The 22,238-nt window shown below is 70.6% G+C and carries 21 protein-coding genes and 1 pseudogene; 10 read left to right on the forward strand and 12 right to left on the reverse strand.

Going from position 1 to position 22,238, the window contains the following annotated elements; all coding sequences use genetic code 11:
- Positions 1-101: 101 nt before the first annotated feature.
- The 4 genes from treZ to ACWDLG_RS31165 all read right to left on the reverse strand — a co-directional run bounded on the left by treZ (position 102) and on the right by ACWDLG_RS31165 (position 6,266).
- Positions 102-1,820, reverse strand: coding sequence for a malto-oligosyltrehalose trehalohydrolase (gene treZ, locus ACWDLG_RS31150; protein ID WP_449926763.1), 1,719 nt, complete (start codon positions 1,818-1,820; stop codon positions 102-104).
- The gene (gene treY / locus ACWDLG_RS31155) at positions 1,810-3,870 is read right to left on the reverse strand and encodes a malto-oligosyltrehalose synthase (RefSeq protein ID WP_449926766.1); all 2,061 of its coding nucleotides are present in this window, start codon (positions 3,868-3,870) and stop codon (positions 1,810-1,812) included. The genes treZ and treY overlap by 11 nt, the downstream gene beginning before the upstream one ends.
- Positions 3,863-5,893 (reverse strand): glycogen debranching protein GlgX, encoded by a 2,031-nt coding sequence (gene glgX / locus ACWDLG_RS31160; RefSeq protein ID WP_449926769.1) that lies wholly within the window; start codon positions 5,891-5,893, stop codon positions 3,863-3,865. Before glgX ends, treY begins: the two co-directional genes overlap by 8 nt.
- A gap of 106 nt (positions 5,894-5,999) precedes the next feature.
- Positions 6,000-6,266 (reverse strand): hypothetical protein, encoded by a 267-nt coding sequence (locus ACWDLG_RS31165; protein ID WP_449926772.1) that lies wholly within the window; start codon positions 6,264-6,266, stop codon positions 6,000-6,002.
- Between the two features lie 142 nt (positions 6,267-6,408).
- On the opposite strand from ACWDLG_RS31165, the gene mscL reads away from it, so the two are divergent.
- Positions 6,409-6,831 (forward strand): large conductance mechanosensitive channel protein MscL, encoded by a 423-nt coding sequence (mscL, locus tag ACWDLG_RS31170; RefSeq protein WP_449926775.1) that lies wholly within the window; start codon positions 6,409-6,411, stop codon positions 6,829-6,831.
- A 30-nt stretch (positions 6,832-6,861) separates the two neighbouring features.
- The gene (locus ACWDLG_RS31175; RefSeq protein ID WP_449926778.1) at positions 6,862-7,533 is read left to right on the forward strand and encodes a hypothetical protein; all 672 of its coding nucleotides are present in this window, start codon (positions 6,862-6,864) and stop codon (positions 7,531-7,533) included.
- On the opposite strand, the gene ACWDLG_RS31180 is transcribed toward ACWDLG_RS31175, so the two are convergent.
- A complete protein-coding gene (locus ACWDLG_RS31180) occupies positions 7,530-8,426 on the reverse strand; it encodes a threonine ammonia-lyase (protein ID WP_449926781.1) in 897 nt (298 codons plus the stop codon). The genes ACWDLG_RS31175 and ACWDLG_RS31180 overlap by 4 nt on opposite strands.
- On the opposite strand from ACWDLG_RS31180, the gene ACWDLG_RS31185 reads away from it, so the two are divergent.
- Both ACWDLG_RS31185 and pip read left to right on the forward strand, forming a co-directional pair.
- A complete protein-coding gene (locus ACWDLG_RS31185; protein WP_449926783.1) occupies positions 8,425-8,730 on the forward strand; it encodes an alpha/beta hydrolase in 306 nt (101 codons plus the stop codon). The two genes, ACWDLG_RS31180 and ACWDLG_RS31185, sit on opposite strands and share 2 nt — an antisense overlap.
- Positions 8,727-9,698, forward strand: a complete 972-nt coding sequence (gene pip, locus ACWDLG_RS31190) for a prolyl aminopeptidase (RefSeq protein ID WP_449926787.1) — start codon at positions 8,727-8,729, stop codon at positions 9,696-9,698. Before ACWDLG_RS31185 ends, pip begins: the two co-directional genes overlap by 4 nt.
- Here the strand turns inward: pip and ACWDLG_RS31195 are convergent.
- Together ACWDLG_RS31195 and ACWDLG_RS31200 are read right to left on the reverse strand one after the other, a co-directional pair.
- Positions 9,622-10,200: a phosphatase PAP2 family protein gene (locus tag ACWDLG_RS31195; protein WP_449926790.1), complete on the reverse strand. Its 579-nt coding sequence runs from the start codon at positions 10,198-10,200 to the stop codon at positions 9,622-9,624. The two genes, pip and ACWDLG_RS31195, sit on opposite strands and share 77 nt — an antisense overlap.
- Before the next feature lie 88 nt (positions 10,201-10,288).
- Positions 10,289-10,606, reverse strand: coding sequence for a hypothetical protein (locus tag ACWDLG_RS31200; RefSeq protein WP_354911071.1), 318 nt, complete (start codon positions 10,604-10,606; stop codon positions 10,289-10,291).
- A gap of 73 nt (positions 10,607-10,679) precedes the next feature.
- On the opposite strand from ACWDLG_RS31200, the gene ACWDLG_RS31205 reads away from it, so the two are divergent.
- Positions 10,680-11,477 (forward strand): universal stress protein, encoded by a 798-nt coding sequence (locus tag ACWDLG_RS31205; RefSeq protein WP_449926793.1) that lies wholly within the window; start codon positions 10,680-10,682, stop codon positions 11,475-11,477.
- Between the two features lie 90 nt (positions 11,478-11,567).
- Here the strand turns inward: ACWDLG_RS31205 and ACWDLG_RS31210 are convergent, their stop codons facing one another.
- Complete coding sequence (locus tag ACWDLG_RS31210) at positions 11,568-12,710, reverse strand: glycosyltransferase (protein ID WP_449926796.1); 1,143 nt, start codon at positions 12,708-12,710, stop codon at positions 11,568-11,570.
- Complete coding sequence (locus ACWDLG_RS31215; protein WP_354911062.1) at positions 12,707-13,612, reverse strand: glucosyl-3-phosphoglycerate synthase; 906 nt, start codon at positions 13,610-13,612, stop codon at positions 12,707-12,709. Before ACWDLG_RS31215 ends, ACWDLG_RS31210 begins: the two co-directional genes overlap by 4 nt.
- A gap of 105 nt (positions 13,613-13,717) precedes the next feature.
- On the opposite strand from ACWDLG_RS31215, the gene ACWDLG_RS31220 reads away from it, so the two are divergent.
- Both ACWDLG_RS31220 and ACWDLG_RS31225 read left to right on the forward strand, forming a co-directional pair.
- A complete protein-coding gene (locus ACWDLG_RS31220; RefSeq protein ID WP_449926800.1) occupies positions 13,718-14,668 on the forward strand; it encodes a Gfo/Idh/MocA family protein in 951 nt (316 codons plus the stop codon).
- The gene (locus ACWDLG_RS31225; RefSeq protein WP_354911058.1) at positions 14,661-15,752 is read left to right on the forward strand and encodes a zinc-binding dehydrogenase; all 1,092 of its coding nucleotides are present in this window, start codon (positions 14,661-14,663) and stop codon (positions 15,750-15,752) included. The genes ACWDLG_RS31220 and ACWDLG_RS31225 overlap by 8 nt, the downstream gene beginning before the upstream one ends.
- A gap of 18 nt (positions 15,753-15,770) precedes the next feature.
- On the opposite strand, the pseudogene ACWDLG_RS31230 reads toward ACWDLG_RS31225, so the two are convergent.
- From ACWDLG_RS31230 to ACWDLG_RS31240, 3 genes and pseudogenes are all read right to left on the reverse strand, one after another.
- Positions 15,771-16,949, reverse strand: a pseudogene (locus ACWDLG_RS31230) (MGH1-like glycoside hydrolase domain-containing protein); the annotation flags it as partial.
- Positions 16,946-17,731 carry a sugar phosphate isomerase/epimerase family protein gene (locus ACWDLG_RS31235; RefSeq protein WP_449926803.1) on the reverse strand — a complete coding sequence of 262 codons (786 nt, stop codon included), beginning with the start codon at positions 17,729-17,731 and terminating at the stop codon, positions 16,946-16,948. The pseudogene ACWDLG_RS31230 and the gene ACWDLG_RS31235, both read right to left, overlap by 4 nt.
- Positions 17,728-18,765: a zinc-binding dehydrogenase gene (locus tag ACWDLG_RS31240; protein ID WP_449926806.1), complete on the reverse strand. Its 1,038-nt coding sequence runs from the start codon at positions 18,763-18,765 to the stop codon at positions 17,728-17,730. Before ACWDLG_RS31240 ends, ACWDLG_RS31235 begins: the two co-directional genes overlap by 4 nt.
- Positions 18,766-19,049: 284 nt before the next feature.
- On the opposite strand from ACWDLG_RS31240, the gene ACWDLG_RS31245 reads away from it, so the two are divergent.
- The 3 genes from ACWDLG_RS31245 to ACWDLG_RS31255 are packed head-to-tail and all read left to right on the forward strand — an operon-like array spanning position 19,050 to position 22,238.
- Positions 19,050-20,414: an ABC transporter substrate-binding protein gene (locus ACWDLG_RS31245; RefSeq protein WP_449926809.1), complete on the forward strand. Its 1,365-nt coding sequence runs from the start codon at positions 19,050-19,052 to the stop codon at positions 20,412-20,414.
- Positions 20,411-21,400: a carbohydrate ABC transporter permease gene (locus ACWDLG_RS31250; protein ID WP_449926812.1), complete on the forward strand. Its 990-nt coding sequence runs from the start codon at positions 20,411-20,413 to the stop codon at positions 21,398-21,400. The genes ACWDLG_RS31245 and ACWDLG_RS31250 overlap by 4 nt, the downstream gene beginning before the upstream one ends.
- The gene (locus ACWDLG_RS31255) at positions 21,393-22,238 is read left to right on the forward strand and encodes a carbohydrate ABC transporter permease (RefSeq protein WP_354911045.1); all 846 of its coding nucleotides are present in this window, start codon (positions 21,393-21,395) and stop codon (positions 22,236-22,238) included. Before ACWDLG_RS31250 ends, ACWDLG_RS31255 begins: the two co-directional genes overlap by 8 nt.

The following is a 22,238-nucleotide window of genomic DNA, read 5'->3' on the forward strand; positions in this document are numbered from 1 at the left end:
CCCTACAGCATGAAGCCGAGCGACGCCCCCACGACGAGAAAGCCGTGACCGTTCCTTGACGGGAACGTGACGACTCGTCGCAGGTTATCGGGCTGTCCGTATTACGGATTCATCTCGGACCGAAAGATCACCAGCGTCTGGCCCGGTACGGCGAGCCCGCCTGGAGCAGCGGAAACCCCCTCCTCGGAGGAAAGGAGAACCGACCCCACCGACACCGGCAACGTCACAGGATCCGTACAGAAATTTACCATGACGCTCAGTGACGATCTCTTGACAAGGAGCCATTTAGCCTGCTCATCGTAGTCGACCCGGGTCCGGTCCAGGCGCGGGTCCGTGAGCTCCGGCAGCGCCTTGCGCAGCGCGATCAGGTCGCGGTACCAGCACAGGACCGACCAGTGCTCCTCCTCCTTCAGCTCGCTCCAGTCGAGCTTGCTGCGCTGGAAGGTGTCCTCGGCCGACGGGTCGGGCGCGATCCAGTCGTAGCCGAAACCCTCGAACTCCTGAGCTCTGCGTTCGCCCTCGCCCTCGCGGAGGGCGGCCTCGACGTGGTCGGTGAAGAACAGGAACGGCGTGCGGGCCCCCCACTCCTCGCCCATGAACAGCATGGGGGTGAAGGGCGAGGTCAGCAGCAGCCCCGCGCCCAGCTTCAGCGCGGTCACGCCCAGACGGTCGCCGCCCGGCCGGTTGCCGATCTGGTCGTGGTTCTGCAGGCAGCACACCAGCCGGTAGCCGGGCACGCCGGTCAGCGGGGCGCCGTGCGAGCGGCCACGGAAGCCGGAGTAGCCCCCGTCGTGGACGAATCCCGACGCCAGGGCCTTGGCCAGGGCCGCCATCGAGGCGAAGTCCTCGTAGTAGCCGTGCCGCTCCCCCGACACGGCGGCGTGCAGCGCGTGGTGGACGTCGTCGTTCCACTGGGCGCTCATGCCGAGGCCGCCCGCCTCCAGCGGAGTGATCATGCGCGGGTCGTTGAGGTCGGACTCGGCGATCAGGGTCAGCGGCCGGCCCACCGAGCAGGCCAGCGCGTCCACCTCCTGGGCGAGCTCGGCCAGCAGGGGGACGGCGCGCCGGTCGTGGAGCGCGTGGACCGCGTCCAGGCGCAGCCCGTCGACGTGGAAGTCGCGCAGCCACTGCAGCGCGTTGTCGATGAAGTACCGCCTGACCTCGTCGGATCCCGGGCCGTCGAGGTTGACCGCCTCGCCCCAGAAGCTGCCGCGGTAGCCGCCGAAGTAGGGGCCGAAGGGGTGCAGGAAGTTGCCCGACGGGCCGAGGTGGTTGTAGACGACGTCGAGCAGCACGCCGAGCCCCGCCCGGTGGCAGGCGTCGACGAACTCCTTCAGGCCGTCGGGCCCGCCGTAGGTCTCGTTCACCGCGTAGAGGTCGACCCCGTCGTACCCCCAGTTGCGCCCGCCGGGCACCGGGGCGACCGGCATGACCTCGACGAAGTCGACGCCGAGCTCGACCAGGTGGTCCAGGCGCTCGAGCGCCGCGGTGAAGGTGCCCTCGGTGGTGAAGGTGCCGACGTGCAGCTCGTAGATGACCGAGCCGCGCAGGTCGCGGCCCTTCCAGTCGTGGTCGCTCCAGGTGAAGCGGGCATGGTCGTAGACGCGGCTGGGCCCGAAGATGCCCTCGGGCTGCCTGCGGCTGCGCGGGTCGGGGTAGGGCCCTTCGCCGTCGACCAGGTAGCGGTAGTCGGTGCCGTGCCCCGCCCCCGCCACCTCGGCCGACCACCAGCCGCCCGAGCCTGCCCGGAGCGGCTCCCGCCGGCCCATGGTCTCGATCTCAACGGAGGTCGCCTGCGGCGCCCACACCTCAAAGATCATGTCTCTCCAGGAGTGCGACGGGATAGCGGCTGAGCAGGTGGCCGACCGGGACGCGGCCGGTGTGGAGCTCGCGGGTCAGCAGGTCGCGCCAGCGTCCTGCGGGCAGCGTGACGGAGGTCGCGCCCCAGCCGCCGCGCCTGGCCAGCCGTACCGGCAGGCGGGTGGCGACCGCCACGGCGCGCCCCCTGCCGAAGACGACAGCGTGCTCGGCGGCCTCCCCCGAGGCCGCCATCGGCTCGTACGGCGCGGCGGGCCCCAGCCTGCGCCGCAGCCGCAGCGCCTGGGTGGTGACCAGCAGCTTGGCCGCGTCCCACGCCGACTCGGCGGCGCACGGGAAGGTGACGGGCCGCCGGTTGTCCGGGTCGACGAGGGAGAAGTCGGTGCGCTCGTTGCCCTGGTAGACGTCCGGCACGCCCGGCATCATGAGCTGCACCAGTTTCTGGCCGAGCGAGTTGGCCACGGCGTATCGGTCCACCTCGGCGGTGAAGTCGCCGACCGGCAGCCCGACCGCCTTGCGGGCGAAGGCGCGCAGCCCGTCCTCGTAGGCGGGGTCGGGAGCGATCCACGAGGTGGCGGTCTTGGCCTCGCGGGCCGCCTTGAGCAGGTAGTCGGTGAACCTGTCGACGGAGATCGGCCAGGCGGCCATCAGCGTCTGCCACGCCAGGTAGTCGAGGCTGGGGTCGAAGGCGAGCTGTCCCGCCCAGCCCTCCACGGCCGCCGCCCACTCCTCGGACAGTTCCGACAGCACCTGCAGGCGGGCGCGGACGTCCTCCGAGCGCTTGGTGTCGTGGGTGGACAGCGTGGTCATCGTGAACGGGCGCATCCCGGCGCAGTAGGCGTGGAAGTCCTCGACCGGCAGCCCGAAGTGGTCGGGCTCGCCGCCCACCTCGTTCAGGCAGGCCAGCGGGAACCACCGGTAGAGCGCGGTGTCCTCCACCCCCTTGGCCATGACCGGGCCGCAGGTCTGCTGGAAGCGGACGATCGCCTCGGGCGGGCCGTCCAGGACCGCGCGGGCGGTCTCCTGGTTGGGCGCGGCTTCCTCCACGATCCGCCTGGCCTGCGGGCCGGCCGGCCGGCCCGGCGTGACGTAGGCCCGGTAGACCGGCATGGCCACCAGCAGGTCGGCCAGGTCGCCAGCCCGCGCGCCGGTGACGCGCGACAGCCGGTCGAGCTCGCCGCCGAAGAACAGCTCGATGACCTCGCGCTTGGCGCGTGTCCGCACGAGCGGGTAGTCGGGGTCCTCGCCGGTCAGGCGGGAGAACAGGGCGACCAGCGGCGCCCTGCCCTCCGGGTCGACGAACAGGCCGTTGACGCGGTTGAGCGCGTCGTAGCCGGTGGTGCCGTCGCACGCCCAGTCGTCGGGCAGCCGCTCCTGGCCGATGAGGATCTTCTCCACGACCGTCCACACGCCGCCGGTCCTGGCCCGGAGCTTGTCCAGGTAGTCGCGCGGGTCGGCGAGGCCGTCGGGGTGGTCGATCCGCAGCCCCTCGACCAGCCCCTCGTCGAGCAGCCAGAAGATCACCTCGTGCGTCGCGGACAGCACGGACGGGTCCTCGACGCGCAGCCCGATGAGCGAGGAGACGTCGAAGAAGCGCCGGTAGCCCGGCCCCTCCCGCCAGTCGACGATGTGGTAGTACTCCGACTCGGGCAGGTCCTCGGCGAAGGAGTGGACGGCCACCCTGCCCTCGCGCCACTCGATGTCGAACCAGTGCGCGTACGGCGAGGCCGCGCCCTCGACGAGCACGCTCCTGAACTGCTCGTTGGCGGTGTTCATGTGGTTGGGCACGATGTCGATCACGATGCCCAGATCGTGGGCGGCCAGCGCGTCGGCCATCTCGCGGAACCCCTTGGCGCCGCCGAACTCCTCCCTGATCCGCGAGTGGTCGATGACGTCGTAGCCGTGCAGCGACTCGGGCACCGCCTGCAGGACGGGCGAGAGGTAGACGTGGCTGACGCCGAGGTCGCGCAGGTAGGGGGCGATGCCCGCGACCTCGGCGAAGCCGAAGTCGGGGGTCAGCTGGAGGCGGTAGGTCGAGACGGGCCTAGACACCGCGCAACACCCTCATCGAGCGTCCCGGCACCTGCAACCGCTCCCCTGCCCGCCTGACCCTGGTGTCCAGCATGATCGGCATCGCGGTGTCGATCTCGGTCAGCCACATCTCGCCGTAGTCCTTCGGGATCGTGAACCTGATGGTGTCGTGGTGGGCGTTGAACAGCACGAGAAACGAGTCGTCGACGATGGGTCTCCCCCTCCTGTCCGGCTCCGTGATCGCCTTGCCGTTGAGGTAGACGGCCAGCGACTTGGCGTAGCCCACGTTCCAGTCGGCCTCGGTCATCTCCTCTCCGGAGGGGGTCAGCCAGGCCATGTCGTAGTTGAAGCGCCTGCGCCGGAAGACGGGGTGCTCGCGGCGCAGCTTGGCCAGGCGCTGGGTGAACTCCAGCAGCAGCCAGTTGCGCCGCACGTCGGACCAGTCGACCCAGGTCAGCTCGTTGTCCTGGCAGTAGCCGTTGTTGTTGCCCTTCTGGGTGCGGCCCATCTCGTCGCCGTGGGAGAGCATGGGCACGCCCTGCGACAGGAAGAGCGTGGTCAGGAAGTTGCGTTTCTGCTGTTCCCGCAACGCCTCGGTGCCGGCGTCCCACGAGCGGTTGTCGTCGGTGCCGTCCCTGTTGTCCTCGCCGTTGGCCTCGTTGTGCTTCTCGTTGTAGGAGACGAGGTCGTGCAGGGTGAAGCCGTCGTGGCAGGTCACGAAGTTGACGGAGGCCACCGGGCGGCGGCTGTCGCTCTGGTAGAGGTCGCCGGAGCCGGTGAAGCGCGAGGCGAACTCGGGCAACGTGGCCGGCTCGCCCCGCCACAGGTCCCTGATCGTGTCGCGGTACTTGCCGTTCCACTCGGTCCACCTGGCCGGGAAGTTGCCGACCTGGTAGCCGCCGGGCCCCACGTCCCACGGCTCGGCGATCAGCTTGACCTGCGACAGCACGGGGTCCTGCTGCACCAGGTCGAAGAAGGCCGACAGCCGGTCGACCTCGTGCAGTTCGCGGGCCAGCGTGGCGGCCAGGTCGAAGCGGAAGCCGTCGACGTGCATCTCGGTGACCCAGTAGCGGAGCGAGTCCATGATCAGCTGGAGCACCTGGGGGCTGCGCATGAGCAGGCTGTTGCCGGTGCCGGTGGTGTCCATGTAGTGCTGGGGATCGCCGTCGACCAGGCGGTAGTAGGTGGGGTTGTCGATGCCCTTCAGGCCGAGCGTCGGGCCCAGGTGGTTGCCCTCGGCGGTGTGGTTGTAGACCACGTCCAGGATGACCTCGATGCCCGCCTCGTGCAGGTTCCTGACCATCGCCTTGAACTCCAGCACCTGCCCGCCGCGCTGCCCCTGGCTGGAGTAGCGGTTGTGCGGGGCGAAGTACCCGCTGGTGTTGTAGCCCCAGTAGTTCGTCAGCCCCTTCTCCTCCAGGAACTGGTCGGTGACGAACTGGTGGACCGGCATCAGCTCCAGGGCGGTCACGCCGAGCTTGGTCAGATGGTCGATGATCTCGGGGTGGCCGAGCGCGGCGTAGGTGCCGCGGATCCGCTCGGGGATCCTGGGGTGGGCGATCGTCAACCCCCGCACGTGCGCCTCGTAGATCACCGTGTCGTGGTACGGCTTGGCGGGCGGCCGGTCGTGCCCCCAGCCGAAGAAGGGGTTGATGACGATCGAGCGCGGGACGAAGGGCGCGGAGTCCTCGGGGTTGGGCCGGTCGCCGTCGTAGAGCGCCGCCTCCCAGGTGATGCCACCCTCGATCGCCTTGGCGTACGGGTCGAGCAGCAGCTTGGCGGGGTTGCAGCGCAGGCCGCGCGCGGGGTCGTAGGGGCCGTGGACGCGGTAGCCGTACCGCTGGCCGGGGCCGATGCCCGGCAGGTAGCCGTGCCAGACGAAGCCCTCGCACTCGGTGAGGGAGACCCGCGACTCCTTGTCGTTGTCGTCGAACAGGCAGAGCTCCACGCGATCGGCCACCTCGCTGAACAGCGCGAAGTTGGTGCCCGCGCCGTCGTAGGTGGCGCCGAGAGGATACGGGTCTCCCGGCCAGATCTCGATCATCGAGGCTCCCCTTACGCTCTGGCCCCCATGTTCGCCCAGGAGGCAGCGGCTGCCTAGATGCCCGCTGCGAAGCCACTGGTAACCCCGTCGCGGTCATCGTTCGCCTTCAGGGCCGCTGCCGTCCGGATCCCAGGCAGGAGTGGCAGGCGCCCCTCCTGGTGACCCCTTCCCCCGCGCAGCCGCCGCACGCGACCAGCGAGCCGAAGGCCGCGTGGCGGTAGACGTGGACGAGGGGCTGGGGCTTGACCACGGCCCAGCCCTGCGCCTCGGCCCTGCCGTCCCATCGGGCGAAGGTCCAGATGTCGAGCAGTTCGAGCAGGTTCCTGAACGGCAGGGTCAGCGCCGCTCTGACGTTGAGATCGCTGAGGCGCATCGGCACTCCTCTTTCCTCGCTGGAGATGTGCCCCGCTTGGCGGTCGCCAAAGGAATATGCCGGTTCTCCGCTTCTCGCTCCAGGAGTGGGAGAGTTCCGCGACGAGGTTTGGTGTGGCCCCCCACGGCAATATGCGTCCGCCATGGGTGGATTCAAGAAGTTCTTACTGAGGGGCAACATCGTCGAGCTCGCCGTCGCCGTCATCGTCGGGGCGACGTTCAGCGGGCTCGTGCAGGCGTTGGTCGCCGATCTCATCACACCGCTGATCGGGGCGGTCACCGGGGGCCGGGAGCCCGACTTCGCGCAGTACTCCTTCACCGTCAACGGCAGCGAGTTCAGGTACGGCGACTTCCTCAACCACCTGCTCAGCTTCATGATCATCGCGGCGGTCGTCTACTGGCTGGTCGTGATGCCGATGACCAGGCTGATCAGCCTCTTCGAGGGCGACAAGGCGGCCACGGTGAAGGAGTGCCCCGAGTGCCTCAGCGAGGTCCCCGTCGCGGCGAGTCGGTGCGCGCACTGCACGGTCGAGCTCGTGCCCGAATCCGACAAGCCCCAGGTCTGACCGCACCCGGCGGGCCTGCAAGATAGGGGCATGAGCATGGAGTTGATGGTCTGGCGCGCGGACGGTCCGGTCACCAGGGAGCGGGCCGCGGCCTTCTACCGCGCGGTCCGCGGCGCCGCACCCGCGACGGCGCAGACCGCCGCCGAGTCCACCGGGAGCGCCGGACCTGCCGAGAGCACCGGGGACGCCGGACCCGTCGCCGTCACCGGGCACGCCGAATCAGCCGAGGTCGCCGCGTTCGCCAAGGAACTGCCCGGCCACGCCACCGCCCTGGCCGGGCACGCGCTGGTCACCATGGCGCCCGAGGAGGTCGACGACGTCTCCAACGCGGCCTTCTCGTTGGCCCGGCAGTACGGCCTGGTCTGCTACGACCCGCAGCGCGACCTCGTGCACAACCTCGGGCCGCTCGGCGTCGACCCCGAGACCCAGCTCCACACCGGTGACGGCATGATGGTCGTCAACCCCGACCTGGGCCTGGTGCGTGACGTGCTCGCCACGCTCTCCCCGCAGAACCCCTTCGCCGTGCTGGTGACCTTCGGCCGCCACTTCATCCAGGTGTCGCCGGGCTACGAGCTGGAGTACAAGGAGGGCACGCTGCGCACCACGCTGGTGACCCGCCTGGAGGAGGTCCAGCGGGCCTTCGACGAGTACGCCAGGGGCGAGCGCGGCTTCCTCGACCGCTTCGCGTGGGTCGCCGGCTAGGGCGAGGGGTCCAGGTTGCCGCCCGACAGGACGGCCACCGTACGGCCCGGCGGCGTCCTGCCGGCCAGGTAGGCGGCGGTCGCGACCGCCCCGCTGGGTTCGGCGACCAGCCGCGCCCGGGCGGACAGGTGGCGCATCGCGTGGCGGATCTCGTCCTCCGTGACGGTCACGATGTCGTCGACTCGCGCCCGGACGTGGGCGAAGGTCAGCTCGGACAGGTCGGCCCGCAGCCCGTCGGCGATGGTGCGGAAGGTCCGCTCCGGCTCCCACGTGACGCGGCGCCCCGTTGCCAGGCTCTCCGCGGCGTCGGCGGCCAGCTCGGGTTCGACGCCGATCACCCGTACGGACGGGTCGAGCGCCTTGACCGCCGACGCGATGCCCGAGATGAGGCCGCCCCCGCTCACTGGGACCAGCACCACCTCGACGCCGGGCAGGTCGGCCATGATCTCCAGCCCGATGGTGCCCTGGCCCGCGATGACCGCCGGGTGGTCGTACGGCGGGACCAGCGTCAGGCCGCGCTCGGCGGCCAGTTGCTCGGCCGCGACCAGCCGCTGGGCCGGCGGCACGACGACCAGGTCGGCGCCCCACCCGCTGATCGCGTCGGTCTTGACCCGCGGGGCGCCCTCGGGGACGACCACGACGCAGCCGATGCCGCTGAGCCGGGCGGCGTAGGCGAGCGCCTGGCCGTGGTTGCCCGAGGAGTGGGTGACCACGCCGGGGGGTTCGAGGACGGCGAGCGCGTTGACCGCTCCCCTGATCTTGAAGGAGCCCACCCGCTGGAGGCTCTCCGGCTTGACCCAGAGGTCGTCGGCCTGGACCAGCGGGGTACGCAGCACGTGGGGGGCGACGCGGCCGGCGGCGGCCCGGATGTCGTCGATCGTGACCAGCTCCATGGCCCCATTGTCCGCGCCGGACCGCCCGCGGGAAGCCCGCCCGTCGGCCATGATCGACAAGGGGTTCCTGGAGGAGGGCCGGCTCATCCGCGACGTCCACACGATCCGGCACCTGCCCGCCGTCATCGTCCAGGGCCGCTACGACATGGCCACACCCGTCGCCACCGCGTGGGACCTGCACCGGACCTGGCCCGAGGCCACCTTCGAGATCGTGGAGGGGGCGGGGCACTCGGCCGGCGAGCCCGCCATCGCCGACCGGCTGGTCGCGGCCACCGACAGGTTCCGGTATGACAGGAGTCCATGAGCCTGTATCCGCCCATTGAGCCCCACGACTCGGGCCTGCTCGACGTCGGCGACGGTAACGAGATCTACTGGGAGGTCTGCGGCAACCCGAAGGGCAAGCCGGCGGTCATGCTGCACGGCGGTCCCGGCAGCGGCTGCTCGGCGAAGCACCGCCGCCAGTGGGACCCGCAGGCCTACCGGATCGTCCTGTTCGACCAGCGCAACTGCGGCCGCAGCAGGCCGAACGCCGGCGACCCCGGCGTGTCGCTCGCGGCGAACACCACCTGGCATCTCGTGCGCGACATGGAACGGCTGCGCGAGCACCTCGGGATCGACGTCTGGCAGGTTTTCGGCGGGTCATGGGGCAGCGCGCTGGCGCTGGCCTACGCGCAGACGCATCCCGACAGGGTGAGCGAGCTGATCCTGCGCGGCATCTTCACCCTCAGGGAGCACGAGCTGCGCTGGTTCTACCAGGAAGGCGCCTCGTTCCTCTTCCCCGACCTGTGGGAGTCCTACCTGGCACCCATCCCGGAGGAGGAGCGCGGCGACCTGATCGCCGCGTTCGCGCGGCGCCTGGACAGCGCCGACGAGCAGGTACGGGTGGCCGCCGCCCGCGCCTGGTCGCAGTGGGAGGCGGCCACCATCACGCTGCTGCCGGATCCTGAGCACGTCGCCGAGTTCGGCGAGGCCCACCGGGCCGTCTCCTTCGCCAGGATCGAGAACCACTACTTCGTCCACGGCGGCTTCTTCGAGCCGGGACAGCTCATCCGCGACGTCGGCAAGGTCAGGCACATCCCCGCGGTGATCGTGCAGGGCCGCTACGACGCCTGCACGCCGATGACCACCGCGTGGGACCTGCACAAGGCGTGGCCCGAGGCCGCCTTCCACGTCGTCGACGACGCGGGCCACGCGTTCACCGAGCCTGGGATCGCGGCTCGGCTGGTCGAAGCCACCGACTCCTTTCGCGGACCCGCCGTACGACGGGGATGAGGGCGCCGACGGCCAGCAACGCCAGGAGGGGCGCCATGAGCACGCCGAACAGGAAGCCGACGGCCACGTCGTGGGGGTAGTGGACCCCGACGAACACGCGGGAGAAGGCCATCACCGCGGCCAGCGGTAGCACCAGCCACGCCAGCCGCCGCCAGACCAGGACCAGTGCGCCTGCCGAGGCGGCGGCGAGCACCGAGTGGTTGCTGGGGAAGGACCAGTCGCCGACCGGCGGGCACGCCGCGATGGTGGCGATCCCGCCCCGGCACGGCCGTTCTTCCTTGATCAGCAGCTTGATGCCCTCGCTGAGGACGTAGGCGCCGATGACGGCGAGCGGGCCCGCGACGGCGAGCGCCAGGTCGCGGTCGGGTGCCGCCCGCGACCGCCAGGCGGCCAGCGCGAAGAGCGCGGCGAAGACCAGCAACCCTGCGTCCGTCCCGATCTCGGCGAGGGTGTGCACCCAGACCGGTGTGCTCATGGCGAAGCCGACGATGTCCCCGTACACGGTGGCGTCATGTCCAATCGGTGAAAGATCTATGAACAAGCCACCGTAGAGGGCGGAGCGCCCGTTCGCCTCGATCTTTCGGCCGATCTCAGGACCGTGTCAGGACCTGACGGTCGAGGTCGAGGTACTTCTGGCGTCGCTCGCCCTCGGTGATCAGGCCGCGGCGGTAGGCCTCGTTCGCCGCGTCACGTTCGGCGACGTAGTAGGCGGCCATGATCTCGCTGCGGAGCGGCGTGAAACCGTGCTCGACGCAGTCACAGAACACGTTGACCTTGCCTTCGACCAGCTCAGGTTCGACGGTGCAGGTCAGCTCTCTCGCTCTCAGCCTGCGCACCGCGTCGCGCAGGGTGGTCGGCCCGAGAGCACCGTTGAAACAGGTGTCAAGAGTGATCTTCGTCGTTCTCACCTTCCCCCGACGTCCCCCTCTGACAACCCTCGTGACGGCATGAATATTCCCAGGTCAAGCGGGGTACGGGCGCATGGTGATCGGAGAGCACGTCGTCGTCGGATACACGCAGGACCCGGGTGGGCGTGACGCCCTCGCGCTCGGGGCGGCCATCGCGCGGCTCACCGGCGGCGAGCTGACGGTGGCCACGATCCACCCTCCCGGCAGCCCCGGGCTCGCCGTCGAGGCCCAGGCGAACCTGGCGCACGCGGCGCAGGCGCTGGGCGAGGTCCCGGCCGAGTACGTCACCTTCGAGAGCCGCGGCGCGGGCCGGGGCCTGTCGGTGCTGGCCGGCCGCATCAGGGCCGACCTGATCGTGGTGGGATCCGCGCAGGGCGGGGTGAGAGGCCGCATCACCATCGGCAGCACGGCCGACCACCTGCTGCACATGTCACCGGAGGCGGTGCTGCTCACGCCGGCCGGCTACGAGCCGCCGGCCGAGCCGAGCCGGCTGACCCTCGCCTACGTGCACCGGCCGCAGGCCGACGAGGCGGTCGAGCGGGTGGCGCAGGCGGCGCTGCGGCTCGGCGTGCCCATGCGGCTGCTCACCTTCGACCTGCGCGTCGACGACCCGGGACGGCTGCGCGACGACCTGGCGCTGGCCGTACGGCTGGCCTGGGAGAGCACGGGGATCGAGGCGGAGGCCGAGACCGCGGAGGGGCACGACGTGGCGAGCGCCCTGGCCAGCGTGGAGTGGCCGGCGGGCGACCTGCTGGTGTGCGCGGCCAGCGAGGACGCCCAGCCGCACCGGGTCTTCCTCGGCGAGGTGGCCAGGAAGGCGCTGAAGGCGTCCACCTGCCCGGTGGCCGTGCTGCCTAGGGGCTTCACCTGAGCCTGGGGTTCCTTTCCGGAGCCGTGTGGCCACTCCTGAGCCGGCGGCGCGCCCGGTCCCGGCAGTGTCGGCCGGGGGCCGGGTTCGCGGTCAGCCGGCCGCGCGCCGGGGCGTGCTGCGTGCGGCGCAGGCCTCGCCGTACAGGCGCAGGTAGCAGTCGGCCATGACCGCGGGCGAGAAGCGCCGGCGCGCCTCGCGGCGGCACTCCTCGGGGTCGATCTCGTCCACCCGCAGCAGCAGCTCGGCCAGTTCCTCCTCGGTGTCGGCGAGCCATCCCGTGCGGCCGTGGTCGACCAGCTCGGGCAGGCAGCCGCGGCGCAGGCCGACGGGCGGCACGCCGAGGGCGAGCGCCTCGACCACGGCGGTGCCGCCGGGTTCGTCCCACTGGATGGGGAACAGGGCCGCCTTGGCCGAGGCGTAGAGCTCGTCCCTCGCGCTCCCGCCCACCCCGCCGATCCAGCGGACCAGGTCGCCGTCCAGGTAGGGGGCGACCTGGTCGTGGTGGTAGCGGACGTCGGGGTGGCCGTGCAGCGGATGGTCGGGATCCTGCAGGACGGCCTCCAGCTCCGCCGGGGTGTTCAGGCCGCTCACCGGGCCCGCCATGACCAGCGGCAGGCCGAGCTTCTGGCACACCCGGGCCGCCAGGTGCTGGCCCTTGAGCGCGCAGACCCTGCCCATGACGACGACCTGCTCGCCGGCGCCGCCGGCCGGGTGCCCGTCGGTGAGCGGCGTGGCCAGATGGACCGCGCCGAGGGCGGCCGCGCGCAGGGCCGCGGGCGCGCGGGCCAGCTGCGACTGGGAGACGCCGTTGACCGCGACGCCCGGCGGGAAGGCGCCGTAGAACGCCGGATGCTTGCGCAGGTCCCAGTGAAGGGTGTGGAGGACGGGCGGGCCGCCGAAGGCCGACAGCGTCGCCGGGCCCACCACCTCCAGGTGGTCGTGGACCAGGTCGATGTCGTCGCGGCTGCGCAGTTCCTCGAGCACGCGCGCCTGGTGCGCGTGGGCCAGGCCCATGACCTGGTTGTACGGCTTGTGCAGCTCGCCGAACCGCCCGTCGGGGAAGGTCCAGACGAGCTCGTCGGCCTCGATCGTGCTGGAAGCGACGGAGGCGAGCACGACGTGCACGCCGCGCGCGCGGAGAGCGGGCACCAGCGTGGCGACGACGTTCTCGATGCCGCCGTAGCCCGAGGGCGGGACCGCGAGCCATGGCCCCGCGTTCACGAGGATCTTCATGCCACGTCCTCCTCCATGACGTCGATCAGGGACGCGAGCGGTGGCCGCTCGGCGACCGACACGTCGGTGACCGTGTCGGGGTGGAACTGGCGCAGCAGGGTGGCCGGCGGCTCGGAGGCGACGATCCGGCCCTGGCGCTCCAGCCTTGACCACGCGGTGAGGATGATCTGGCCCGCCATCCGGCCGAGCGCCGCGGTGCTCTGGTGGGAGTGCTCGCGGGTGCCGAGGTCCACCTGGGCCATGGCGTCCAGGCCGATCAACTCCAGGAGATCGACGAGCAGGCCGAACTCGACGCCGTACTCGGTGACGAACGGCACGCGTTCGAGAACCGACCTCCTGGCGGCGTACTCGCCGCCCAAGGGCTGGGCGAACCCGGCGAGCTCGGGCCAGAACAGGTTGAGCAGTGGCCGTGCGACCAGCTCGGTGACCCGGCCGCCCTCGCCCGGCCGTCCGCGCAGGGGCCGCTCGTAGGCGCCCTTCACGAACTGGACCTTCGGCTCGGTCAGCAGCGGCCCGAGCAACCCCGTGACGAAATGGGAGCGGAAGTTGCGCAGGTCGGCGTCGATGTAGACCACCAGATCGCCATGGCTGGCGGCCAGGCCCTTCCACAACGCCTCGCCCTTACCCGACAGCGGCGGCAGTTCGGGCAGCACGTCGTCCTGGCGGACGACCTTCGCCCCGGCCTTGGTGGCGCGCGCGGCCGTGGCGTCGGTGGAGCGGGAGTCGACGACGAGGATCTCGTCGACCAGTGCGGACAGGTCTCTGCGGATCGCCGAGACGATCGCGCCGACGGTGCGTTCCTCGTCGCGCGCTGGAAGCACCACGCTGACGGTCGTGCCGGTCTTGGCCAGCAGCAACGCGTCAAGCGGCCAGTCGGCGGCGGTGCTGGTACCTGGTTCCATGCAGTCTGCCCCGATCTGATGACGTCATGGATGGCAGAACTGCCCCACCGATAGCGATTCGAACATCATTGTTTGCTCGACCGCAGGTGAGGCATATGCCAGTCCGTGACCTCACTCACCCGTATCGGCATCATCGGAGCGGGAAATGTCGCCGCACGCCACGCTGACGTCCTCTCCACGTTCCCCGACGTGACGATTGCCGGAATCGCCGACACCGATCCCCACAAGGCCGAGGCTCTGGCCTCACGGCATGGCTCCCTCGCCTACGGCGACCACGCCGACCTGCTGGCTGCCGGCAGACTTGATGCGGTTTACGTGTGTGTACCTCCTTTCGCGCACGGTACGCCAGAGCTTGACTGCGTGGAGTCCGATCTACCGATATTTGTTGAAAAACCGCTCGCGCTCGACCTCGAGACCGCCGAGCAGATCGGCGCGGAGATCACGCGCAAAAACCTGCCCTCGGCCGTCGGGCACCACTGGCGCTACCTCGACCTCGTCGACTGGGCAAGGGACCTGCTCGAAGGCCGTCCGATCCAGCTGGCCATCGGCCACTGGCTGGACAAGGTGCCGCCGGTGCCGTGGTGGATCAGGCGCGAGCTGTCGGGCGGCCAGGTGCTGGAGCAGGCCGTGCACGTGCTCGACCTGGCCCGGGTGCTGGTCGGCGAGGTCACCATGGTGCACGCCGTGCCCGGCGGGATCCCCGAGGACGGGGAGGTCGACAGGGCGACGGCGGCGCTGCTGCGGTTCGACTCGGGAGCGGCGGGGCTGCTCGCGGTGAGCTGCCTGCTGCCCGCCAAGGGACGGGTCGGGCTCGAGGTGTGCGCGGACGGGGTCTCCCTGGATCTCAGCGAAACCCGGCTCGTGGCCGACGGACGGAGCATCATGGAGGATCCGGGCAAGGCCAAGACGCGGGTGGACAGAGAGTTCGTGAACGCGGTCCAGGGCAGGGCGAGCGACGTGCGGGTGCCGTACGAGGAGGCGCTGCGCACGCACCGGCTGGCGCACGCGGTGGCGCGGTCGGCCACCGATGGGATTCCCGTGATGCTGAATGGATGAGATCCGCACGCTGAGCATCGAGGCGCCGGGCGAGATCACCTTCGTCGAGGAGAAGGCGGGTCCGCTGGAGGACGGCGGCTTCCGCGTCGAGACCGTCTACAGCGGCGTGTCCGCGGGCACCGAGCTGACCTACGTGAAGGGCACCAACCCCTACCTGAACGCCACCTGGGATCCGGTGCTGGGGCTGTTCACCGAGGGCGTGCCGTCGATCGGGTATCCGGTGCGCGGCATCGGCTACATGCAGGTCGGCATGGTCACCGAGACCAGGACCGGAGCCGTGCACGAGGGCGCCCTGCTGGCGATGGCCTACGGGCACCGCACCGGCTACGTGGCCGACCCGCTCAAGGACCGTTTCGTCGAACTGCCCGACGACCTCGATCCGCTGCTCGGCATCTACGTCGCCCACATGGGCCCCATCTGCGCCAACGGCCTGCTCCACGCCGCCGCCGACCTGTACGGCCCTGCCTTCCACAGCCTGGGCGACGGCGTCAGGGGCCGCAGGGTGGCGATCACGGGCGCGGGCGTGGTCGGCCTGCTCACCGCGTCCTTCGCGATCCGGCACGGCGCGGCCGAGGTCGTCGTGGTGGACGAGACGCCCGAGCGGCTGCGGGTCGCCGAGGCGCTCGGCGCCACGACCGTCGAGGAGGATCCCGCCGTCACGCTGAAGGAGCGCTGGCGGCACACTCCGGGCGACCGGGGCGCCGACGTGGTGTTCCAGTGCCGGGGGCAGGCCCGCTACCTCGCGCTGGCGCTGAAGCTGCTGCGGCCGCAGGGCACGGTGATCGACCTGGCCTTCTATCCGCACGGCGCCGACGAGGTGCGCCTGGGCGAGGAGTTCCACCACAACGGGCTGTCGATCAGGTGCGCGCAGATCGGCAGGGTGCCGCGCGGCCTCGCCCACGCCTGGGACAGGGAACGCCTGTCCTACGAGACGGTCGAGCTGCTCAGGAACGCCAGGGGGCTACGCGAGCACCTGGTCACCGACGTCGTCGGATTCGGCCAGGCCCCCGAGCTCCTCACCGACCTGGCGCATGGACGCCGGCACGCCGTCCAGGCCGTACTGAGCCAGGACGTCGAGGACTAGCGCGGCCGACCAACTGAAGTCGCGGCAGCCGTGTCCCTCCGCGGTGAACGGGTGGAAGTACTCCCTGAAGCCGGAGGTGGTCACCGCCCTGATCATCCCGTCGGCCAGCAGCTCGGCCAGGTCGGCCCTGCGGTGGCGCAGGCCCTGCCAGACCAGCCAGGTCAGGTTGATCCAGCTCGGCCCTCTCCAGTAGCGGACCGGGTCGAACTCCGGCGTGCCGGGCGCGAAGCTGGGCAGCAGCCCGCTCTTGATCTCGAACCGGTCGAGAGCGGTGCCGATGAGCGCGTTGACGATCTCGCGCGGCAGGTCGGGCAGGATCAGCGGCACCAGGCCCGCCGCGCTGTGGGAGCGCAGCAGGATGCCGCTGGCGGTGTCGCGGCTGTGGAACAGGCCGTCGTCGTAGAGGTGCGCGACCATGGCGGCGGTGATCCTGGCCGCCTCGGCGTGATGCGGCGCGGGGTCGTGGCCGCAGACGGCGGCGATCTTCGCGAGGGCGGACTCGGACGCGCCGTAGGCGGCGTTGAACAGCGGGTCCTCCACGGCGAAGGCGCCCGCCCTGCGGTAGCCGGTGTCGCGGTAGGCGCGGGCGAGCGCGGTGTAATGCTCGTAGTCGCGGTCGGTGGGCCGCTCGTCGGCGCTGACGTGGGTGAGGTCGCGGCGCGCCACACCCGCCGGCCCGGTGGCGACGGCGGCCAGCGGGATGTCCCACGCGGGGCTGTTGTCCATGCCCGACTCCCACGGGTGGACGATCGACAGCAGTCCGTCGGCCGACCGGCGCGCCGTCCGCAGGAAGTGCTGCTGGGCGACCAGGCGGGGGTAGAGGCGGCGCAGGAAGGTGGTGTCGGGCTCGGCGAGGTGCACCTGCCAGGCCGCGATGGCGTGCACGGGCGGCTGCACGATGCCCGAGGTGGCGCTGCCGGACGGCGCGCGGACCGCCCAGAACTCCGGTCCGGGGAAGTAGGCGCCGTCGGGCACGTCGGGGTTGAAGACGATGTGCGGCACCCTGCCGTCGCGCCACTGCGCCCCGAACAGCGACAGCAGCTCCGAACGGGCCCGGCGCGGCGACCACCGCGCGTTGCCGATGGCGATGAAGGCCGAGTCCCAGCTCCACTGGTGGGGGTAGAGCCGCCGCGAGGGGACGGTGTAGCTGCCGTCCCAGTTGGCGACCAGGACACGCACGGCGTCGCGTGCGATCATAGGAACTTCCTGATGAAGGCGGCGGTCTGCGGAAGGACGATCTCGGGTTCGCCGCGCAGGCGGCACTCCAGCGCGAGGTAGCCGTCGTAGCCGATGGCGTCGAGCGTGGCCAGCTGCGCCCCCCAGTCGAGGTGCCCGGTGCCCGGCTGGTTCCTGTTCGACTCGCTGATCTGCATGTGGGCGAGGTACGGCCCGGCCTCCACCAGCGAGCGGCAGGGGTCGTCCTCCTCGATGTTCATGTGGTAGGTGTCGCCGGCGATCCTGATGGAGTCCATGGCGCAGTAGGACACCGCCTCGGCCAGGGTGTTGACCATGTGGTTCTCGTACCTGTTGAGCGGCTCCAGCATGATCTTCACGCCGTTGCGCTGGGCGTGCTCGCCCAGCAGGCCGAGCGCCTCGGCCAGCACCTCGCGGTCCTGCTCGGGCCCGCGCGGCGGCTCGAAGGGCGGCAGCCGCCGCGAGAACTGCCCCCAGGAGGCGGGGGTCATCACGCCGATGCCGCCGAGCTCGGCGATCACCGTGAGCTGGGAGCGCAGCTGCTGGATGGCGTCCTTGCGCTTGGCCGGGTCGAAGTCGCCGATGAAGTGCGGCATGTCGACGCAGACCGTCGGCATGACCACCCCGTCGGCCAGCGCGCGTTTGAGCTCGGTCAGCCTGGTGGCGAACTGGAAGTCGCCCTTGCCGCGCAGCTCGATCGCGTCGAACCCGGCGTCGACCGCGAACGCGAACTTCTCCTGCAGCGTGCGCCCCGGCAACAGCTGCTCCTGTACGGCCAGCTTCATACTGTGTTTCCTTCGAAGGCGAAGACGAGTTGCAGAACGTCGGCCGGATGCCGGTCGAGCAGGTCGAAGGCTTCGGCGGCGGACTCGACGGGCATGACGTGGCTGACCAGCTCCCGCGCGTCGACCTCGCCGCGGTAGGTCAGCTCCATGAAGGTGCGCTGCAGCCGCTCGACGTCCCAGCGGTGCGACAGCCACGAGGCCACGCCGCCGATCTGCGAGGAGACCAGCTGCACCTGGTTGTGGTGGAACTCCTCGCCGAGCCGCAGCCCGATCCCGTCGCCCTGGTAGAAGCCCGCCGCGACGACCCTGCCGCCCTTGCGGACGGTCCTGATGGCCTCCTGCAGGCCCTGGTGGGTGCCGCTCAACTCGATGGCGGTGTCGGCGCCCTCGATGCGCTTGCGCACGAACTCGGCCACCGAGCCTGACCGCACGTCGAAGGTCTCGGCCGCGCCGAAGCGCTCGGCCAGGTCGAGGCGGCCGGGCAGGGCGTCGGCGGCGACCACGCGGGCCCCGTTGAGCACGGCGAGGCGGGTGGCCAGCAGCCCGATGACGCCCTGCCCGAACACGGTGACCTGGTCGCCGAGGTGGATGTCGGCGGCGTGGACGGCGTTGAGCGCGATCGCCCCGACCCTCGCGAAGACGCCGAGCAGCGGATCGACGCCGGGCGGGATCAGGTGGCCGACCAGCTTCTCGGCCGGCACGACCGCCTCGTCGCGGTGGCCCCAGATGCCCCACACCAGCGACCCGACGGGCGGGTCGGCGACGTCGGGCGCGGCCTCGACGACCTCGCCGACCTCCTGGTAGCCCCAGCCCGCGAGGGGGTAGGAGTGGCTCTGGCCCTCGACGAACAGCCGGCGCTCGGTGTCCCAGCGGCGGTTGAGGTAGGGGTTGGTCCCTCGGTAGGCGGTCAGCTCGGTGCCCGCCGAGACGCCTGAATACAGCGTGCGGACCCGCACGGTGCCGGGCGCCAGCTGGCCGGGCTCCTCCCGCGTGACGCGCACCAGACCCGGCTCTTGAATGGTGATGACGTGCATTCCCCACACTTACGCTTATTGATCAAACAAAAGTGGCTGATTTGGCGCATGATTGCAGACCATAGCTGCGCTCAATTCACACTTAAGTCTACGTCTTTAACCGAGCATTGCCGCGAATTGGAGGAGCTGTATCCGGAAAGCAACCTTTCCCATGATCAAACGCTCGGGCGCTGACCAGCCACGACGGCCCGCCGAGTTTCTCAACGGATGCCGGAAATTGCACAGGGCGTTGCTCGCCCTGCTCCAGGGGTACTCCAGGCACATCACCTCAGGAGGAGCGAGCCATGCCGTACAAGGTAACCGCCGTCCTCTCCGCCGCGATCCTGGCCGTCACCATGGCCGCGTGCGGCGGCGGCGCGGAGGGTCAGCCCGCCGACACGATCACCGTGTGGACCGAGGAGAACCTCGCCGACCGCATGGCGGTGCAACAGCAGATCGTCGCCGATTTCACCCGGCGGACCGGGATCAAGGTCAACCTGGTCGGCGTCGCGGAGGACCAGTTCAGCCAGATCATCACCTCGGCGGCGGCGGCCGGCAGGCTGCCCGACGTCATCGGCGCGCTCCCGCTCGCCTCGGTCCGCGAGCTGGAGGCCAACGACCTGCTCGACACCGAGACACCGGGCAGGATCGTGGACCAGCTCGGCCGCGACACCTTCTCGACCAGGGCGCTCCAGCTGGACAGCGCCTCGGGCAAGCTGCTGGCCGTTCCCAGTGACGGGTGGGCGCAGCTCATCCTCTACCGCAAGGACCTGTTCGAGAAGGCCGGGCTCGAACCGCCCGACACCTACGAGCGGCTGGAAGCCGCGGCCAGGAAGCTCCACACCGGCGGCATCGCGGGCATCACCCTCGCCATCGCACCCAAGGACTCCTTCACCGCGCAGAGCTTCGAGCACGTGGCCCTGGCCAACGGCTGCCAGCTGGTCGACGACGCGGGCACCGTCGCCCTCGAGTCCCCCGCCTGCGTGCAGGCCTTCGACTTCTACTCGCGTCTGGCCGGCCAGTACTCGGTGAAGGGCAAGCAGGACGTCGACTCCACCAGGGCCACCTACTTCGCCGGCAAGGCGGCGATGACGATCTGGTCGTCGTTCATCCTCGACGAGATGGCCGGGCTGCGGAACGACGCGCTGCCGTCCTGCGCGGCGTGCAAGGCGGACAAGCAGTGGCTGGCCGCCAACACCGGCGTGGTCACCGCGCTGAAGGGCCCCGCCGGCGGCACGCCCGCCCAGTACGGCGAGATCGTCTCGTGGGCGGTCACCAGGGACGCCGACGCCGCCGCCGCGCAGCGTTTCGTCGCCTTCATGATGAACGAGGGCTACGAGCGCTGGATCGGGATGGCCCCCGAGGGCAAGTTCCCCACCCGCAAGGGCTTCGAGTCGCGGTGGACCGCGCTGCCCGCGGGCGTCGACACCAAGAAGCCGCTGGCCGAGGTCTACCCCGCCGAGGTGCTCGAGGCGCTGCGCCGCAGCCCCGACACCTTCGCCCGGTGGGGCATCCCCCAGGGGCAGGGCAAGCTGGTCGGGGCCACCATGGGCGAGCTGCCCGTGCCCAAGGCCCTCAGCGCGATCGTGGACGGCTCGCTCACGCCGCAGGCCGCGGCCGCCCAGGCCGCGTCGGACGTCGAAGCGATCAAGCGCGGGATCAGGCAATGACCACCGGCATCGGCACCGGCGCGGGTCCCGGCCCCGTCACCGAGGAAAGGCAGGCGGGAAACCGGCCCGGCACGGCGGGCCGGACCAGGAGCAGGACGCTGCGGCAGCGGGAGGCGCGGGCCGGCCTGCTGCTCATCTCCCCCACTCTGGTCATCACCCTGGTCGTCGTGGTCGTCCCGCTGCTGTGGGCGATCATGCTGGCCTTCCAGGACGCCCGGCTCATCTCCATCAGGCGGACGGGCCTGTTCGGCGACTACACGCTCGAGAACTTCTCCTACGTCATCTCCGCGCCGGGCTTCTGGAGCTCCCTGGTCAACACGCTGGTCTACACCGTGGCGGGCACCGCCCTGTCGATCGCGCTCGGCCTGGTGGCGGCGCTGGCGCTGAAGAGCAGGTTCAAGGGGCGCACCCTGGTCAGGGCGGCCATCCTCATCCCCTACGTCGCCCCCGTCGTGGCCGTCGCCTTCCTGTGGGAGGTGATGCTGAACCCGCAGTTCGGCATCGTCAACACCTGGCTCAGCGAGCCGATCGCCTTCCTCACCCAGGCCAGGGGCAGCGTCCTCGGGCTCACCGTGCCGGTCGCGCTGCTGACCGTCATCGCCTTCGAGGCCTGGCGCTACTTCCCGTTCGCCTTCCTGTTCATCCTGGCCAGGCTCCAGGCGCTGCCCCGCGAGCTCGACGAGGCGGCGGTCGTGGACGGCGCGACGCCGACCCAGCGCTTCCGCCACGTGATCATGCCGCAGCTCTGGCGGGTGGTGGCGCTGCTGGCGGTGCTGCGGTTCGTGTTCACCTTCACCAAGTTCGACGACGTCTACCTGCTCACCGGCGGCGGCGCGGGCACCGAGGTGGTCAGCGTCAGGGTCTACACCTTCCTCACCGCTCGTGACGACATCGGCGCCTCGGCGGCCCAGGCGATCGTGCTGGCCCTGGTGCTGGCGGTCTTCCTGGTGGTGTACCTGAGGTCCTTCGGAGGCGAGCGTGAGTAGGGACCGCTTCGAACGCGCGCTGTTCAGGGTGCTCAGACCGCTCGTGATCGGGTTCCTGGCCGTGATCACCGGCTTCCCGTTCCTCTACATGGTGATGCTGTCGGTCCGCGACATCCAGGAGCTGATCCTCGACCCCGGATCGCTGTGGCCGCAGCGCTTCACCCTGGCGACCTACCAGGACGTGCTGGGCAGGCAGGGCTTCCTGACCTTCATGCGCAACAGCGCGATCGTCGCGGTCGCCTCGGTGGCGGTGACGCTGCTCATCTCGATCCCCGGCGCCTACGCGGTGGCCCGGCTGCGCTTCTTCGGCCGCCGTCAGGTGCACTTCCTGTTCCTGGCGGTCTACCTCTTCCCCGCGATCGTGCTGGCGATCCCGCTGTTCGTGCTGTTCACCATGCTCGGGCTGCGCGGGTCGCTGCCGGGGCTGATCCTGGTCTACATCGCCCAGATCGTGCCGGTCACCGTCTACATGCTGCGCAACTACTTCGAGACCGTGCCCCGCAGCGTGGAGGAGGCGGCCGCGATGGACGGCTGCGGCAGGATCGAGACGATCTGGCGGGTGGTGCTGCCGCTGTCGAAACCCGCCCTCATGGCCACCGGGCTCTACGCCTTCATGATCGCGTGGAACGAGTTCCTGTTCGCTCTGCTCTTCCTGGTGGAACGCAGGGAGAGCTGGACGGTCTCCCTCGGGCTGTCGCAGCTGGCGGGCAGTATCGAGATACCGACCACCGTTCTCATGGCAGGATCGGTCATCCTGACACTACCCATCGTCGTGGTGTTCTTCGCCGGCGAGCGGCTGCTGGCGGAGGGCCTGACGGCAGGCGCGGAGAAGGGCTAG

The organism is Nonomuraea sp. NPDC003727 (assembly GCF_053586935.1).